General features: G+C 59.6%; 21 protein-coding genes. 13 read left to right on the top strand and 8 right to left on the bottom strand.

Annotated features, from left to right (window positions below):
• The 3 genes from ATO10_RS16725 to ATO10_RS13210 form a co-directional block, all read left to right on the top strand.
• A partial coding sequence (locus ATO10_RS16725; protein ID WP_155886743.1) for a 4Fe-4S dicluster domain-containing protein occupies positions 1–78 on the top strand: 78 nt, incomplete at its 5' end.
• A 96-nt stretch (positions 79–174) separates the two neighbouring features.
• Positions 175–1,896: a tetratricopeptide repeat protein gene (locus ATO10_RS13205; RefSeq protein WP_035252359.1), complete on the top strand. Its 1,722-nt coding sequence runs from the start codon at positions 175–177 to the stop codon at positions 1,894–1,896.
• Positions 1,897–1,913: 17 nt separating this feature from the next.
• Entirely contained in the window at positions 1,914–2,237 is a 324-nt protein-coding gene (locus ATO10_RS13210) for a barstar family protein (RefSeq protein ID WP_035252360.1), read from the top strand.
• Between the two features lie 21 nt (positions 2,238–2,258).
• Here ATO10_RS13210 and thpR read toward each other — a convergent pair whose 3' ends face one another.
• Together thpR and ATO10_RS13220 are read right to left on the bottom strand one after the other, a co-directional pair.
• A complete protein-coding gene (thpR, locus tag ATO10_RS13215; RefSeq protein WP_035252362.1) occupies positions 2,259–2,804 on the bottom strand; it encodes an RNA 2',3'-cyclic phosphodiesterase in 546 nt (181 codons plus the stop codon).
• 24 nt (positions 2,805–2,828) lie between these two features.
• Positions 2,829–3,827 carry a polyprenyl synthetase family protein gene (locus ATO10_RS13220; protein ID WP_035252363.1) on the bottom strand — a complete coding sequence of 333 codons (999 nt, stop codon included), beginning with the start codon at positions 3,825–3,827 and terminating at the stop codon, positions 2,829–2,831.
• A 69-nt stretch (positions 3,828–3,896) separates the two neighbouring features.
• On the opposite strand from ATO10_RS13220, the gene ATO10_RS13225 reads away from it, so the two are divergent.
• The 3 genes from ATO10_RS13225 to ATO10_RS16260 all read left to right on the top strand — a co-directional run bounded on the left by ATO10_RS13225 (position 3,897) and on the right by ATO10_RS16260 (position 5,160).
• Positions 3,897–4,118, top strand: a complete 222-nt coding sequence (locus tag ATO10_RS13225; protein ID WP_035252366.1) for a putative signal transducing protein — start codon at positions 3,897–3,899, stop codon at positions 4,116–4,118.
• A 1-nt stretch (position 4,119) separates the two neighbouring features.
• The gene (locus ATO10_RS13230; RefSeq protein WP_035252368.1) at positions 4,120–4,872 is read left to right on the top strand and encodes a tRNA1(Val) (adenine(37)-N6)-methyltransferase; all 753 of its coding nucleotides are present in this window, start codon (positions 4,120–4,122) and stop codon (positions 4,870–4,872) included.
• A 120-nt stretch (positions 4,873–4,992) separates the two neighbouring features.
• Positions 4,993–5,160, top strand: coding sequence for a YdcH family protein (locus ATO10_RS16260; RefSeq protein ID WP_081806527.1), 168 nt, complete (start codon positions 4,993–4,995; stop codon positions 5,158–5,160).
• Here ATO10_RS16260 and yddG read toward each other — a convergent pair.
• Together yddG and ATO10_RS13240 are read right to left on the bottom strand one after the other, a co-directional pair.
• Complete coding sequence (gene yddG, locus ATO10_RS13235; protein WP_035252370.1) at positions 5,151–6,023, bottom strand: aromatic amino acid exporter YddG; 873 nt, start codon at positions 6,021–6,023, stop codon at positions 5,151–5,153. The two genes, ATO10_RS16260 and yddG, sit on opposite strands and share 10 nt — an antisense overlap.
• Entirely contained in the window at positions 6,013–6,966 is a 954-nt protein-coding gene (locus tag ATO10_RS13240) for a transcriptional regulator GcvA (protein WP_035252372.1), read from the bottom strand. The genes yddG and ATO10_RS13240 overlap by 11 nt, the downstream gene beginning before the upstream one ends.
• A 110-nt stretch (positions 6,967–7,076) precedes the next feature.
• On the opposite strand from ATO10_RS13240, the gene ATO10_RS16420 reads away from it, so the two are divergent.
• On the top strand, positions 7,077–7,223 hold the full coding sequence (locus ATO10_RS16420; protein ID WP_155886768.1) for a hypothetical protein: 147 nt from the start codon (positions 7,077–7,079) through the stop codon (positions 7,221–7,223).
• A gap of 54 nt (positions 7,224–7,277) precedes the next feature.
• Here the strand turns inward: ATO10_RS16420 and phbB are convergent, their stop codons facing one another.
• The 3 genes from phbB to ATO10_RS13255 all read right to left on the bottom strand — a co-directional run bounded on the left by phbB (position 7,278) and on the right by ATO10_RS13255 (position 10,343).
• A complete protein-coding gene (gene phbB, locus ATO10_RS13245; protein WP_035252375.1) occupies positions 7,278–8,000 on the bottom strand; it encodes an acetoacetyl-CoA reductase in 723 nt (240 codons plus the stop codon).
• A 176-nt stretch (positions 8,001–8,176) separates the two neighbouring features.
• Complete coding sequence (locus tag ATO10_RS13250; protein WP_035252376.1) at positions 8,177–9,352, bottom strand: acetyl-CoA C-acetyltransferase; 1,176 nt, start codon at positions 9,350–9,352, stop codon at positions 8,177–8,179.
• A 151-nt stretch (positions 9,353–9,503) separates the two neighbouring features.
• On the bottom strand, positions 9,504–10,343 hold the full coding sequence (locus ATO10_RS13255; RefSeq protein WP_051598148.1) for an EAL domain-containing protein: 840 nt from the start codon (positions 10,341–10,343) through the stop codon (positions 9,504–9,506).
• A 129-nt stretch (positions 10,344–10,472) separates the two neighbouring features.
• Between ATO10_RS13255 and ATO10_RS13260 the strand changes: the two genes are divergently transcribed.
• Together ATO10_RS13260 and argC are read left to right on the top strand one after the other, a co-directional pair.
• A complete protein-coding gene (locus ATO10_RS13260) occupies positions 10,473–11,042 on the top strand; it encodes a DNA-3-methyladenine glycosylase I (protein ID WP_035252378.1) in 570 nt (189 codons plus the stop codon).
• Between the two features lie 36 nt (positions 11,043–11,078).
• A complete protein-coding gene (gene argC / locus ATO10_RS13265; RefSeq protein ID WP_035252379.1) occupies positions 11,079–12,005 on the top strand; it encodes an N-acetyl-gamma-glutamyl-phosphate reductase in 927 nt (308 codons plus the stop codon).
• 165 nt (positions 12,006–12,170) lie between these two features.
• Here argC and ATO10_RS13270 read toward each other — a convergent pair whose 3' ends face one another.
• Complete coding sequence (locus tag ATO10_RS13270) at positions 12,171–12,725, bottom strand: TlpA disulfide reductase family protein (RefSeq protein ID WP_035252382.1); 555 nt, start codon at positions 12,723–12,725, stop codon at positions 12,171–12,173.
• 26 nt (positions 12,726–12,751) lie between these two features.
• On the opposite strand from ATO10_RS13270, the gene argH reads away from it, so the two are divergent.
• From argH to lysA, 4 genes are read left to right on the top strand one after another with little or no spacing between them, the layout of a single operon-like run.
• Positions 12,752–14,143, top strand: coding sequence for an argininosuccinate lyase (argH, locus tag ATO10_RS13275; RefSeq protein ID WP_035252384.1), 1,392 nt, complete (start codon positions 12,752–12,754; stop codon positions 14,141–14,143).
• Positions 14,140–14,271, top strand: coding sequence for an argininosuccinate lyase (locus tag ATO10_RS16425; RefSeq protein ID WP_155886769.1), 132 nt, complete (start codon positions 14,140–14,142; stop codon positions 14,269–14,271). The genes argH and ATO10_RS16425 overlap by 4 nt, the downstream gene beginning before the upstream one ends.
• Positions 14,271–14,579: a DUF2834 domain-containing protein gene (locus ATO10_RS13280; protein WP_035252386.1), complete on the top strand. Its 309-nt coding sequence runs from the start codon at positions 14,271–14,273 to the stop codon at positions 14,577–14,579. Before ATO10_RS16425 ends, ATO10_RS13280 begins: the two co-directional genes overlap by 1 nt.
• Positions 14,580–14,636: 57 nt before the next feature.
• Entirely contained in the window at positions 14,637–15,902 is a 1,266-nt protein-coding gene (gene lysA / locus ATO10_RS13285) for a diaminopimelate decarboxylase (RefSeq protein WP_035252389.1), read from the top strand.
• The last annotated feature ends 76 nt before the right edge of the window (positions 15,903–15,978 follow it).

Genomic DNA, 15,978 nt, shown 5'->3' on the forward strand with positions numbered 1-15,978 from the left:
GACATCAAAGACCCCAGCCAGAACATCAACTGGGTCACCCCGCAGGGCGGCGAAGGGCCAAATTACCCAAATATGTAACATCTTCGACAATCGGGGCGGTGAAATCACCGCCCCGCATTGCTTTGGGCCGCTGGCGCGACTACCTTTCTTCGGTGGATATGACGGAGTTCGGCCTTGCCTAAAATCTTGCCCCGCCTTTTTGGTCTCGTTTCCATTGCCGCAGCCAGCCTTGTTGCTGTGCCGGCAGCCGCGCAAAACGGGTTGTCCGGTTCGTATCTGGCGGCGCGACATGCCAGCTATCAAAGCGACTACAAAGCCGCGGCGCAGTATTACACGCAGGCCCTGGCGCGTGACCCTTCGAATGCCGAGCTGATGGAAAACGCCCTGCTGGCTTTTGTCGGCCTTGGGCAGTTGGACAAGGCCCTGCCGATTGCGCGGCGACTTGAACAGCTTGGTGTCGAAAATCAGGCGGCCAATCTGATGCTGATGGCGGACCAGATCAAACGCGGTGCGTTCCAGCAGGTGCTGGATGACCTTGAGGCAGGGCGCAATGTCGGTGCTCTGGTGCAGGGGCTGACCACCGCCTGGAGCGAATTTGGCGCTGGCCGCATGTCTGACGCGATCAAAGCCTTTGAGGCCGTCGAGGCCGATGGCGGGCTTGAGATGTTCGGTGTCTACCACAAAGCCATGGCACTGGCTGCTGTCGGGGATTTCGAAAGCGCGGCACAGCTGTTGAAATCCGAAGCCGGTCAGCCGATCCGCCTGACGCGGCGTGGCGTGTTGGCAGAAGTACAAATCCTGTCGCAGCTTGAACGCAATGACGAAGCAATCACCTTGCTGGAAGAACTCTTTGGTCTGGAAAGCGATCCGGGTATTTCCGCGTTGCGCGAACGACTGGCCGCGGGCGAGGCTTTGCCCTTTACCTCGGTGCGTTCAGCCCAGGATGGCGTTGCCGAGGTGTTCTTTACGCTTGCCTCGGCACTGAATGGCGAAGCCAATGACACTTACACCCTAATGTATGCGCGTGCCGCTGAGTACCTGCGACCGGCTCATGTGGATGCGCTTTTGCTCAGCGCGGGGTTGCTGGAAAATCAGGAACTTTATGATCTGGCGAACGAAACTTACCTGCGCGTGCCCGCCGATGATCCGGGCTTTTATGCCGCCGAACTGGGGCGGTCGAATACACTCGAAGCGTCAGGCAAGCCGGATGCCGCGATCGAGGTGCTGACGCAGTTGTCCAAGAACCATCCTGATGTGGCTTTGGTGCATTCGATGCTGGGGGATAGCCTAAGCCGTGAGCAACGCTTTGGCGAAGCCGTCAAAGCCTATGACAAGGCGATCGGCCTGTTTGATGCGGACGAGCGGCGCCAGTGGGTCGTTTACTATGCCCGTGGCATCGCCCATGAACGTGAAAAAATTTGGCCCCGCGCCGAGGCCGATTTCCGCAAGGCGCTGGCTCTGGAACCTGATCAGCCCAATGTTTTGAATTATCTTGGCTACTCGTTCGTTGAAATGCGCCTGAACCTAGATGAGGCTCTGAGCATGATCGAACGCGCTGTCGCGGCGCGCCCGGATAGCGGTTATATTGTCGATAGCCTTGGCTGGGTGCTTTACCGTCTGGGCCGGTATCAAGAAGCCGTTCCGCATATGGAACGCGCCGCAGAGTTGGAGCCGATTGATCCGATTGTAAACAATCATCTGGGCGACGTTCTGTGGGCCGTTGGCCGGTATCGCGAGGCCGAGTTCCAGTGGAAGCGCGCCTTGTCTTTCGTTGATCCCGATGACATCCCCGACGAACTGAACCCTGACCGTATCCGCCGCAAGATAGAGGTGGGTCTCAGCAAGGTGCTTGAAGAGGAAGGCGCCGAACCTTTGGCCGTGGCTGAGGGCGAATAGGCAAATCGTCGTCATCAATGAATCATGTCGTGGAAATTGATTGCCAAAAAGTTCGCGACTGGGACAGCTTTCACGACGTTTTTTCCTCGGCATTCGGTTTCCCTGCATTCTATGGGCGAAACATGAATGCGTGGCACGACTGCATGTCTAGTCTTGATGACGGCTTTTGCGTCTTCGAAGCGCTACCAACTGACACGGTGACCATTACACTCAAGCACGCGGACTTTCTTAAAACGCGCGCTCCTGAACTTCTCACAGCGGTCCATGAAGGCGTGGCGTTCGTGAATTCTCGCAGGATGGAGAACAGGGAAATGCCGATGCTGTTGCTAGCGATCAACTAGAGGCATCTTTGGCAGATCAGCTTAAGCACCAAGGGGATACTGAACCAGTTCTGTATAGACCGCGCCAGAGTGGTGCAGTTCAGACCGATACAGACCGAAATGCCCGGCGGTGAAGGGCAACGGCGCGAACCCCGCGTGTCTTGTGATGTAGTGCTGCAACCGCACCTGATCGCCCGGGTCGACGCGTTTGGGCAGCCGGGCCAGCGTCACATGCGGGCGGAATTTCTTTCGCTCAAACATTAGCCCGGCCCCATGCAGGGTGCTGCGCACCTTGGCGGCCAGATCGGTCAGCCCGGGGTTGGGCAGCACATTGGCGCAGATCAGGCTGGGTTTGTTGCCGCCCAGAAAATCCAGCCCCGCCATCTGAACGTCAAAAGCGGGTAGGCGAATGTTGGACAGCGCGTCATGGGCGGCCTCTAGCGCGGTATCGTCCTGATCCCCAAGAAAACTTAGCGTCAGATGCAGGTTCTCGCGCGGGACGGCGCGTCCGGCGGGCAGGTCGTATTGCAGCTGTTCAAGATCGTCAGCGGCAGCATCGGGCAGGCCGATGGCGGTAAATACTCGCATATGGCAAAGCCCGTCTGGCGGGCGTCAGTTCACCCGCGCGACGACATAATCAGCAATGTCGATCAGCAGGTCTCGAATTTCGGATTGGGGCAGGGTGGCCAGCGCGGCTTTGGCCTTGTCTGACCATGCCAAAGCTTCGGCCCGGGTATCTTCCAGCGCGCCATGCTTGTTCAGCAGCTCCAGCGCGTGTTCCAGATCGCCATCGCGTTGATCGCCCTTTGCAATGGTGCGTTTCCAGAAGTCATGTTCGGTGTCATCCGCCTTAGCCAGCGCCTTGATCAGCGGCAGCGACATCTTGCGTTCACGGAAATCGTCACCGATGTTCTTGCCCGTCGCGTCCGAGCCCCAGTAATCCAGCAGGTCGTCGACAATCTGGAAGCTGACGCCCAAAGCGTCGCCAAAATCGTACAGTGCCTGCACGTGATCCTTGGGCGCATCAGCGATCACGCCGCCCACCTCGGTCGCAGCGGAAAACAACGCGGCGGTTTTGCCGCGAACAACCTGCAGATAGGTGTCCTCGGAAGTGGTCAGGTCCTGCGCTGCGGTCAGCTGCAGCACTTCGCCCTCGGCAATCGTGGCCGAGGCATTCGACAGAATACGCAACACGTCCAAAGAGCCGGTTTCGGTCATCAATTGAAAGCTGCGCGAAAACAGATAGTCACCCACCAGCACGCTGGATTTGTTGTCCCACAGCAAGTTTGCGGTCGGGCGGCCCCGGCGTTGGGCGCTTTCGTCGACCACATCATCATGCAGCAACGTGGCGGTGTGGATGAATTCCACCGTGGCGGCCAGATGCACGTGATAGGGGCCATCGTAGCCACACATTTTTGCAGCCGCCAAAGTCAGCATCGGGCGCAGTCGCTTGCCGCCGGCTTCGACCAAATGTGCCGTGACTTCCGGGATGCGCGGTGCGTGCTTTGAGGCCATGCGGGTGCGGATCAGCTCATTCACAGCATCCATTTCTGCTGCCAGAACTGCGCCTAACTTTTCATGTGGTTTGCTTGCCGCTTCGTCCAAACCCATTTGCGCTCCCCATCACGCCTGTGTCAGCCCTCTCGACAAACGTACCCGCCTGTCTTTATCTCCATGAGTATGAAAGAGCTTTTGCGTACGACTGACCCGACCGTTGTGGCCTTTGCCAGCGCACTCCTTCAAGGAGAGGGGATAGACTGCTTTGAAATGGATGTCCATATGAGCATCCTTGAGGGGTCCATTGGCATATTGCCGCGCCGACTATTGGTCCATCAGCGCGATCTATTCCGCGCGCGCGCCGTTATGCGCGACAATGAAATCGAGGTTGCATGGGACGCCTGAAATGGCCTTTGTTGAAGCAGAGCTAACGCAGGACAAGTTCTTGAACGGGCGCTTGTTGATCCGCCAACCGCGCACGGGATATCGCGCTGGTGTGGACCCTGTTTTACTGGCCGCTGCGACACCCGCAAAACCCGGCCAGTCGGTGCTGGAGCTGGGGTGCGGGGCCGGTGTTGCCATCCTGTGCCTTGCGGTGCGTGTCCCGCGCCTTGAGCTGACCGGGGTCGAGTTGCAATCCGAGTATGCCGCTCTGGCGCAGCGTAATGCCTCGGAAAACGGTCAAGAATTGAACATCGTTCAGGGTGATCTGACCCAGCTGCCCGACACCCTGCGTCAGCAAAGCTATGACCATATCATCGCCAACCCGCCTTACTATAGGCGCGAGGCGTCGACGCGGGCCAGCGACACCGGCCGGGATACCGCACTAAGCGGAGAGACCCCGCTGTCAGACTGGTGCGATGTTGCAATGCGCCGACTTGCCCCCAAGGGGTGCCTGACGATGATCCAGCGGGCCGAGCGATTGCCTGAAATGATCGCCGCTTTGCATGGACGGTCCGCATTAGAGGTCATCCCCCTGTCCGCCCGTCAGGGGCGCGATGCCAAACTGGTGATCCTGCGCGCCGTCAAAGGTGGTAGAACATCGTTCATTCTGCGTGCGCCCGTGGTGATGCATGCAGGTGCAGCACACGCGCAGGATGGCGATGATTACACTGCCCAGATGCGCGGAATATTGCGCAACGGCATTAACCTTTGCTGATATTTCGTCAGAATATCGTGAAATTTAAGATTGTTAGGAAGTCGCTGCGCATGACAGGTGACACGACTCGAATTCTGTGCTGGGATGTAACGGCTTTTTGACAGATGAGAGGAGACCTTAATGTCCACTAGTTCGCACTTGCAGGAATTGCGCCGCAAACACGAAAGCCTCTCGGAACGAGTAGAACAAGCGCTGCGCAGCCCCGGCTCTGACGACCTCGACATTACCAGTATGAAGAAGCAAAAACTCCGCCTGAAAGAGGAAATTCATCGCCTATCTCAGGCCTGACGACTTTTGGCACTGGCGCGCGCCGCCAGTGCCGCACCCAAGGTGATAAGCGCCGTCGCAAGCACCAGCGCCCACCCGGGTTCCGCGATCCCCGCCAAAACCAATGCGCCAGTTGACAGTACCGGCGCCGCATAGCTGGCCACGCCCAGAAGCTGGATATCCCCCTGCTTCACTCCGATATCCCAGACAAAGAACGCCAAGCCGACCGGCCCAAGGCCCAGTGCAAGGCATGACATCCAGCCCATCAGGCCCGCTGGCCACACCGTGGTTTCGAAGGCCAGATGCATCGGAACGGACAGGATTGCGCTGGCAACGCAGAACACTGTCACACTGGCCGTGGGCACCGCGCCAAAGCTGCGCGAAAGCACCGAGTATCCAGACCAGGTCAAGGCGCAAAGGAAGGCCAGCCCATAGCCTGGCAATGCGTCCCCACTGAAGTCTCCGGCGCCGCGCAACACAATCACTGCGGCCCCGGCAAATCCGATCAGTCCGCCAATGATGTGGCCTTTGCGCAGTTGCTCGGATGGCAAGAGGCCCGACATAAGAACGATCAGCAACGGCCAAAGATACGCGATAAGCCCGGCCTCGGCGGCGGGGGCCAGGCGCAAGGCCGAAAAGTACAGCGCGTGATAGCCAAACAGCCCGAGCGTGCCGAACAGATACACTTTGAACGGGACGTTGCGCAGTTGCAGCAGCCCGCCCGAAGTACCCGTCCAGATCAGCCCAAGCGTGCCCGCTATGGCAAAGCACATAGCGTTTAACTGCAAGGGAGGAACCGGGGCCGAGCCGACGGTGAACAGCGCCAGCAGCGCCCATAAAAGTACAGCAACAAAACCTATTGCCGTCGCCCTGTTACGAGACATGTGCGGGGATGTCCTTGGTGTTGATAATCGTCAGTCCGTCCGAGATATGCGCCGTCTTTTCGATCTCGGCAAGGAACCAGTCGCGAAAGGCCGCGATCTTGGGGCGGGTCTCGGCGCCTTGCAGGCAGATGAACCGAAACCGGGCATCGGTTTCGATGGCCAGTTTGAACGGCATGCACAGCCGCCCTTCCAACACGTCCTTAATGATCATGGGGCGCCGCCCCAGCACCACACCGACCCCGGCCACCGCAGCATCAATGGCGTGATCGGCGTTTGAAAAATGCGACCCACGCGTTGGTTCGAAATTGATACCAGCCGCGCGAAACCACATCGGCCAGTCGCAGGGTGGGTCCAGAAATCGGATCGACTCGTCAAACAGCAGCGGCGCTTTGGTCAGGCTTTCGGGGGTCGGGAACTGCTCGGCCAACTCCGGGGTCATCACCGGGATCATCCATTCTTTGCGTGCCGCGATAGAGTACAGCCCATCATCCTCGCCCTGACCAAAGCGGATCGCCACATCGACCCCGTCCCGCTCTAGATCGACGACCCGCAGGGTTGTGGAAAAGCGCAGATCAATTTCAGGGTGGGCGCGCGCAAATTCGTATAGGCGCGGTGCCAGCCATTTGGCCGTCAGCGCCGGGCCCGCGGTGATGGTCAGCGTGGTGTCATCCTGCAAGCGCTGTGTCGCGCGCCACGCGGCGTTTAGCGCGTCAAACCCATCTCGGGTGCCCGGCGCCAAGGCACGTCCGGCCTCGGTCAGCTCCACAGCGCGGTTCAGGCGGTGAAACACCTGCTGGCCCAAGTGCTCTTCCAACGATTTGATCTGAAAGCTTAACGCGGCAGGGGTCACGTTCAGCTCCTCGGCGGCTTTGGCAAAGCTCATGTGGCGCGCGGCGGCTTCAAAGGCGCGCAGGGCGGTTAGCGGGGGCAGTCGATCACTCATTTCAATTAAGTATCACTTTAGTGAAGCCGAAGAAAGTCTCGTTTGTCCCCTTGCTTCGTTGGGCGCACATTAGATGCAGTTCAGAAAACATGATGCGAAAGGCTGAAAAGATGATTGTAATCTCCAGCACCGCCAAGACCCAAGCTGCAATTCAGGAAGCCCGCCGTCAGCGTTCGGCCGCTTTCCTTTCACTGTTTCGCCGAACCAAGCCGAACCCGGAGACTAAGAAACCGGGCTGCGGCATGGCTGCGGCGTAAAAACAGAAGGGCCGCCCAACAGGGCGGCCCTTCGCATTGCAGTGTCTGATGGGGTCAGACGAAGAATTGAGCACCGTTGGCCGAAATGGTCGAACCGTTGATGAAGCCCGAATCCTCGGAGGCCAGGAAGGCCACGCAAGAAGCGATCTCTTCGGGTTTGCCAAGGCGGCCGGCAGGGATGCCCTTGATGATTTTCTCGCGCACCGATTCGTCGATGGCCATAACCATCTCGGTGCCGATGTAGCCGGGGCAGATTGCATTGGCGGTGATGCCTGCACGTGCGCCTTCCTGGGCCAGCGACTTCACGATGCCCAGATCGCCAGCTTTGGTCGCGGCATAGTTCACCTGACCCGCCTGACCTTTTTGACCGTTGATCGAGCTGATCACGATCACACGGCCAAAGCCACGCTCACGCATGCCGGGCCATACAGGGCGCACAGTGTTGAACACGCCTGTCAGGTTGGTGTCGATGACTTTTTTCCACTGCTCAGGGGTCATCTTGTGAAAGAAGCCGTCCCAGGTGATGCCAGCGTTTGCCACCACGGTGTCGATGGGGCCCAGATCCTCCTCGACCTGAGCGATACCGGCTGCAGAGGCGTCATAGTCGGCGACGTCCCATTTGTAGGTCTTGATGCCGGTGGCTTCGGTGAAGGCTGCTGCCTTTTCGTCATTGCCAGCATAGGTCGCGGCAACGGCGTAACCTTCTGCTTGCAGGGCTTTCGAAATGGCTTCGCCGATTCCGCGCGAACCGCCGGTAACGAGTGCTACTCTTGCCATGATATCCTCCAGTCTGGCGATAGTGTATTGGTAATCTTGTTATCTAATGGATGCTGCGAGCGCAACAATGTTACTAAAATAAAATGCCGCTTCGCAGAATTGTAATTTTTAGATAGCCGCTATGCAAAAAAAGAGGCGCCCTGCGGCGCCCCTTAATTTCATCGCTGCAGGGCCACTTACGGGCGCTCTAGGCACATGGCAACGCCCATGCCGCCGCCGATGCACAGGGTGGCCAGACCCTTCTTGGCGTCGCTGCGTTTCATTTCAAACAGCAGCGTGTTCAGGATGCGGCAGCCCGAGGCGCCGATCGGGTGACCGATGGCGATGGCGCCGCCGTTCACGTTCACCACGGCCGGATCCCAGCCCATGTCCTTGTTCACGGCGCAGGCCTGTGCGGCGAAGGCTTCGTTGGCTTCGACGCGGTCCAGATCTTCGGCCTTCCAGCCGGCTTTTTCCAAGGCTTTGCGCGACGCGTGGATCGGGCCAACGCCCATGATCGACGGGTCCAGACCCGCGGTCGCATAGGATGCGATGCGCGCCAGCGGCTCAAGGCCGCGCTTTTCGGCCTCATCAGCGGTCATCAGCAGAACCGCAGCGGCACCATCGTTGATGCCCGAGGCGTTGCCCGCAGTGACCGACCCTTCTTTGGTGAAGGCAGGACGCAGTTTTTGCATGTTTTCGATGGTGGCGCCGTGACGGATGTATTCATCCGCATCGACAATGATCTCTTTGCGGCGCTGCATGACGGTGACCGGCACGATCTCGTCGGCAAACTTGCCAGCCTTCTGGGCGGCTTCTGCTTTGTTTTGCGAAGCCAGCGCGAATTCGTCTTGCTGTTCGCGGGTGATCTGCCACTGGTCGGCGACGTTCTCAGCGGTCTGACCCATGTGGTAGCCGTTGAACGCGTCCCACAGGCCATCCTTGATCATCGAGTCGATGAACTTCATGTCGCCCATCTTGTGGCCAGCGCGCAGGTTGGCAACATGGGGGCTCATCGACATGTTTTCCTGACCACCAGCGGCCACGATGGCAGCGTCGCCCAGCTGGATGTGCTGTGCGCCGAGCGCCACGGTACGCAGACCCGAGCCACAAACCTGGTTGATGCTCCAGGCAGCGCTTTCAATCGGCAGTCCGGCGTTCACATGAGCCTGGCGCGCGGGGTTTTGGCCCTGCCCGTGGGTCAGAACCTGACCAAGTATCGTTTCCGAAACTTCCGATTTGTCGATACCCGCACGTTCGACGATGGCCTCCAGCACAACTTTGCCCAAGTCATGGGCCGGGGTGTTCGCGAACGAACCGCTGAAGCTGCCAACCGGGGTCCGGGCGGCGGAAACGATAACAACGTTGGTCATAGGGGACTCCTCTCCATTTAGTCACTGGCGGAGTATGGATCGCCCTTGAAAACGCACGGGGTGGCCTAGGGTCCGCCGGTTGTAGAAAGTGGTAAGGACTTGCCCACCGAAGCGCAACAGACGAATGCCGCAACTGCGTAATCCATTGGTGTTAGGCGATCTTTTTGGGGTTGTTAGCGTCTGACAGGGGGGGTGTGATCCGCGGAGCACCAAGAAAATAACCTTGCAGGCAGTCGATTCCCGCCTGTCTCAGGAACTCGGCCTCACCCGGAGTTTCGATATTTTCGGCCACGGTGAACATGTCAAAATGCTGCGCGATAGAAATCAACGCCTGGGTCAGGATCTGATTGTCCGGGTTGTGCTCAATCTCTTTGATGAACTGCCCGTCGATTTTCAGAATGTCGAAGTAGAAATCCCGCAAGTACCGGAAAGATGTGTATCCGGCGCCAAAGTCATCCAGCGCGAAGGACACGCCGCGCTGGTGTAGTTTGCGCATGAAAACCACCACCAGTTCCGGCATGGTCATGGCAGAGCTCTCAGTGATCTCAAGGATCAGACGTTCCGCAATCGTAGTATCCGCTTTCAGCCCACGGTCCAGAATCTGGTTCCAGCGCGGATATCCGATAGAGCGCGCCGACATGTTGATCGACAGGCGCAACGTCGGATGCTTGGCCAGCGCCTGCAGCCCGAGTCTCAGCGCAGTGCAGTCAATGATCCGCCCCAGTTCTCGGGTTTCGACCGCATCAATGAAGTCACGTGCGGGGATCACGCGCCCCGATTTGTCCAGAATACGGATCAGCCCCTCGTAGAATGTTGGTTGGCCTGTTTGGGCACTAACAACTGGTTGATAGGCCAGCAAAACATCGCCTTGCTGTAACGCGCGTTCCACCATTTGGATCGCGCCCCGGTCCCTTTGGCTAACAGCCGCCGACAGCGGGCTGTCGTCGATCCCGGCACTGGGCAGTTCCCCATTCAGCAGCGTCTGATCCATGGCGGCCTCCGTTGTTTGAACAAGATCACATTGCCGCCATAGCCCCTAAAATCGGCTTAATATTCTCATTTTGTTCTAAATGTGATACATCCCCGAAAAAGCGCGTAACAGGTTGGAGAAGCTGTGAAAATGGACGGTCGGTGCAGTTGGTGCGGAGAGGACCCTCTCTATGTTTCTTATCACGACACCGAGTGGGGGGTGCCCGAATATGACAGCCGCGCCCTGTGGGAGAAGTTGATTCTGGACGGGTTTCAAGCCGGGCTGAGCTGGATCACCATCCTGCGCAAACGCGAAAGCTTCCGCGCGGCTTTTGCTGATTTCGATCCAAATATCATCGCCGAATGGGGCGAGGTTGAGGTGGAACGCCTGCTGCAAGACCCCGGCATCGTGCGCCACCGTGGCAAGATTCAAGCCACGATCACCAACGCCCAAGCCTGGCAACGGATTGAGGCCGCGCAGGGGTTCGATAACTACCTTTGGGATTATGTCGGGGGCAAACCCATCGTGAACCAGTTTCAGACCATGGCGGATGTGCCCGCATCGACTCCGCTCTCTACTCAACTCTCGAAAGACCTGAAAAAAGCCGGGTTCAAGTTTTGTGGCCCGACCATTGTCTATGCCTTCATGCAAGCCGTGGGAATGGTGAATGACCATCTTGTGTCCTGCCCATGTCACGCCCGTCTGGCCAATCCCCGGTGATCTCTGCTATGGCGCGTCTGAACGAAAGGATGCGTCATGGCACAGAAGATCTTTATTGATGGCGAAGTTGGCACCACCGGGTTGCAGATTGCAACGCGTCTGGAGGGTCGTAGCGACATCGAGCTGATCCGTCTGGACGAAGCCGTGCGTAAAGACCCCGCCGCGCGGCGCGATGCTTTGCGCGCCGCCGACATCGCGATTTTGTGCCTGCCCGATGCGGCCTCGGTTGAAGCCTATGAGATGGTGCAGGGTGCCGATACACGGCTGCTGGATGCCTCCACCGCGCATCGGGTGGCAGATGGTTGGGTGTACGGGTTCGCCGAGATGACCGCCGGGCAGGGCGATGCGATTGCGGATGCCCGTTATGTCGCCAACCCCGGTTGCTATCCCACCGGCGCAATCGCCCTGCTGCGGCCCTTGCGTGAGGCTGGGCTGCTGCCCGCCGACACGCCGATCAGTGTGAACGCCGTCAGCGGCTACACCGGCGGCGGCAAAGCGATGATTGCCGAGTTCGAAGGCCCCGATGCCCCCGGTGGGTTTGTCTATGCCACCGCGCAGGCGCATAAACACCTGCCCGAGCTGACGAAATACGCGCAGCTGGATGCGTCACCGATCTTTGTGCCCTCGGTCGGGCATTTCGCCCAAGGCATGATCGTGCAAATCCCGCTGCACCTGGCGACCCTGCCGGGGACGCCTTCGCTGGCGGATCTGCACGGTGCGCTGGCCGCGCATTATGATGGGTCCGAGTTCGTGTCGGTTCTGCCGTTGGACGCTGAGCAAGGCAAGATCGACGCCGAAGCGTTGAACGATACCAACCAGCTGGAGCTGCGCGTTTGCGGCAATGCCGACAAGGGGCAGGCCATTTTGGTCGCGGTACTGGACAACCTTGGCAAAGGCGCCTCGGGCGCTGCGGTTCAGAACCTGAACCTGATGATGGGGGTGGACCCGAAAACGGGCCTTTGAAATTTACTGGCACGGGCGATCAGCCCGGGCCGCGCCCGACCCTCCCCATGGGAGGGCGCTTTTGCGATGTTCCATGCCATGTGAGCGACGATGATGGCGGACAGATAAACTGCCTTGCAGAGAGTGTGCGTTGCGCCCACCCAGGGTCGGGCGCGGCCCTTCGTATTACTCGGACACCAACGCCGTAATAATCGCCTTGGCGCTGTCGCTGTCCCAATGGGCATCGCCCTGCATCCGCGCAATCTCTTGGCCTTCGGGGTTCAGGATCACCGTGACCGGCAGGCCCAGAACGGCCATCTCGCGCGCCAGCGCTTGTTTTGGATCGCGCAGCAGAGGCAGATTGTCGACTTCGATCTCGTCAAAGAACTTGGAAATCGCCTGTACCTTGTTGAACCCGGTCGCCACGGTCACGACCTGAAAGTCGTCACTGCCCAGTTCCGTCTGCAAAGCGCCCAGCCCGGGCATTTCCTTGCGACACGGCGGGCACCACGTGGCCCAGAAGTTCAGCAAGACATACTGGCCTTCAAATTCCGACAGGCTGCGCGGCGCGTCGTCCATATCGACCAGCCCCACCTCGGCCACCTCGACCGGCGTACGGTGGAAGTTGAGTTTCTTCATCGAGCCGTCGCGCAGGGCCTCCAAAGCCGCCGTATCCGCAACAGCGGCATTTGCACCCAGCGCGAGGGCCGTGTAGAGGACGACAGAACGAAGAAGACGCATATTTCCAACCCTCCGAGGGCGACTGAATGACCAAAGACAGCTCGAATGCCATGTGGGGCGGCCGTTTCGCCGCCGGACCCGACGCGATCATGGAGGCAATTAATGCCTCGATCGGGTTTGACAAGCGAATGGCAGCACAAGACATCGCAGGCTCGCGCGCCCATGCGTCCATGCTGGCCGCACAGGGTATCCTGACTGATAATGACGCCGAGGCGATCCGTGAAGGGCTTCTCACGGTCTTGTCAGAGATTGAAAGCGGTTCTTTCGAGTTTTCCACCGCGCTGGAAGACATTCACATGAATGTTGAGGCACGCCTGAAGGAAATCATCGGTGAACCGGCGGGGCGTCTGCACACGGGCCGCTCGCGCAACGATCAGGTCGCGACCGATTTCAAACTCTGGGTGCGTGATCAGATTGATGCGGCGGTTTCGGGGCTCGAAGCGCTGATACAGGCCCTTCTGGTTCAGGCCGAAGCCGGGGCCGAATGGGTCATGCCCGGCTTTACCCACCTGCAAACTGCACAGCCCGTGACCTGGGGCCACCACATGATGGCCTATGTGGAAATGTTCGGCCGTGATATCTCGCGCTTCATAGACGCCCGCGCCCGGATGAACGAATCGCCCTTGGGTGCCGCCGCGCTGGCAGGCACGTCCTTCCCGATTGACCGTCACATGACGGCCAGCGCGCTGGGCTTTGACCGCCCGGCTGCCAACTCTTTGGACGCCGTGTCGGACCGCGACTTCGCGCTCGAGTTCCTGTCGAACGCCTCAATCTGCGCCATGCACCTGTCGCGCTTCGCCGAAGAGCTGGTGATCTGGTCCTCGGCCCAGTTCCGGTTCGTCACCTTGTCGGATCGCTTTTCGACCGGCTCGTCGATCATGCCGCAGAAGAAAAACCCAGACGCCGCCGAACTGATCCGCGCCAAAATCGGCCGTATCTTTGGCGCCAATGTTGCGCTGATGACGGTGATGAAGGGGCTGCCGCTGGCCTATTCCAAGGACATGCAGGAAGACAAAGAGCAGGTTTTTGACGCCGCCGATAACCTGATGCTGGCTCTGGCGGCGATGGAAGGCATGGTCAAAGACATGTCCGCCAACCGCGAACCGCTCGAAGCCGCCGCCGCCAGCGGGTTCTCCACCGCCACCGATCTGGCCGACTGGCTGGTGCGGGTGCTGGACATGCCCTTCCGCGATGCCCACCACGTCACCGGCACGCTGGTCGCGATGGCGGAATCGCGCGGATGCGACCTGCCCGATCTTTCTTTGGATGACATGCAGTCGGTTCACGCTACCATCTCAGATGAGGTCTTTACCGTGCTGGGCGTGCAAAACTCCGTGGCCTCGCGCATGTCTTATGGCGGCACGGCCCCCACGCGGGTGCGCGAACAGGTCGCGCGCTGGAAAGAGAAGCTTGGATGAGAAAACTCGCAGTTCTGGCCCTGTTGGCCTTGGCCGCTTGCGGCGCGGATGGCGCGCCAGAACGCCCCGGCGTTGAGCCCGGCATCACCATCTCGGGCACGCTCGAGGTAGGGGTTTCAGGCAGCTGATGCGCTGGGTGTTTGCCGCACTGGCCGTTTGGGGCACCGTGCACCCGATGGCCTATTTCATCACGTGGTTTCGGGCCAACGGCTTTGATCTGGCAGGCATGGTGGATGCGTGGCACGCCAATGATGCCTCCTCGGGCCTTGTGTGGGATCTGACGGTCGCCGCCGTCGCGCTAACGGTCTGGATACTGGCCGAATCCCGCCGCTTTGGCCTGTGGCGTGGGTTGCTGGCCATCCCGGCGACCTTTTGCATTGGCGTGTCCTGCGGTCTGCCGCTTTACCTGTTCTTTCGCATGGGGCGTACGGGCTGAATTGCATCGCGCTGCAACTGTGGTAAGAGCAGCCAGCAAAGACACCCGGAGGCCCAAATGGACCACTTCCTTTATCGCGACGGCACCTTGCATGCCGAAGACGTGCCCGTGGCAGACATCGCCCGCGCCGTCGGCACGCCGTTCTATTGCTATTCGACCGCCACGCTGACCCGTCACTTCAAGCTGTTTGACGAGGCGCTCAGCGGGATGGACCATCTGGTCTGCTATGCGATGAAGGCCAATTCCAACCAAGCCGTGTTGAAACTGATGGCGGGGCTTGGCGCCGGGGTCGATGTGGTCTCGGGCGGCGAATATGCCCGCGCCCGCGCCGCCGGGTTTGATGGCGACAAAATCGTGTTCTCGGGCGTTGGCAAAACCCACGAAGAAATGCGCGCGGCCCTCACGGGCGGCATCCGCCAGTTCAACCTGGAATCCGAGCCCGAAATGCGCCGCCTGAACAAGGTCGCGCTGGAGCTGGGCGTCGTGGCCCCTGTCACCGTGCGGGTGAACCCGGACGTTGATGCCAAGACGCATGAGAAAATCGCCACCGGAAAGTCCGAAAACAAATTCGGCATCCCGATTGCCCGCGCGGCTGAGGTGTATGCTGAGATTGCCACCCTGCCGGGGCTGAAAGCCGTTGGCATCGACGTGCATATCGGCAGCCAGCTGACCGATCTGGAGCCTTTCCGCCAAGCCTATCGCAAAGTCGCCGCGCTGACAGCTGAACTGCGCGCTCAGGGCCATGACATCATCCGTCTCGATCTGGGCGGCGGTCTAGGCATTCCTTACGAGCGCTCAAACGAGGCGCCTCCGCTGCCGCTGGAATACGGACAGATGGTGCAAGAGGAACTGGGCGACCTGGGTTGCGAGATTGAGATCGAACCGGGCCGCCTGATCGCGGGCAACGCCGGTATTCTGGTATCCGAAGTGACTTACGTGAAATCCGGCGAGGGCCGCGATTTCCTGATCGTAGATGCCGCGATGAACGACCTTGTGCGCCCGGCGATGTATTCGGCCCATCACGACATCGTGCCGGTGGTTGAACCCGCCGCCGCCGCCGAACAGCAGCCTTACGATATCGTCGGCCCGGTCTGCGAAACCGGCGACACCTTCGCCAAACAGCGCAACCTGACCCAACTGGCCGAGGGCGACCTGATCGCCTTTCGTTCCGCAGGGGCTTACGGCGCGGTGATGGCGTCGGAATATAACTCGCGCCCTTTGATCCCCGAAGTTCTGGTGAAAGATGACCAGTTCGCGGTGATCCGCCCGCGTCCGACCTATCAGGAAATGATTGATCGCGACGTGCTGCCGGTTTGGCTGTAATCCGACCTTAGGATCAAACTCGCGTCATTTTCCCGGCTTTGCCTTTGACCTGGCCGGTTTTAGAGATAGCATTTCC

This window comes from Actibacterium atlanticum, assembly GCF_000671395.1.
GTDB lineage: Bacteria > Pseudomonadota > Alphaproteobacteria > Rhodobacterales > Rhodobacteraceae > Actibacterium_D > Actibacterium_D atlanticum.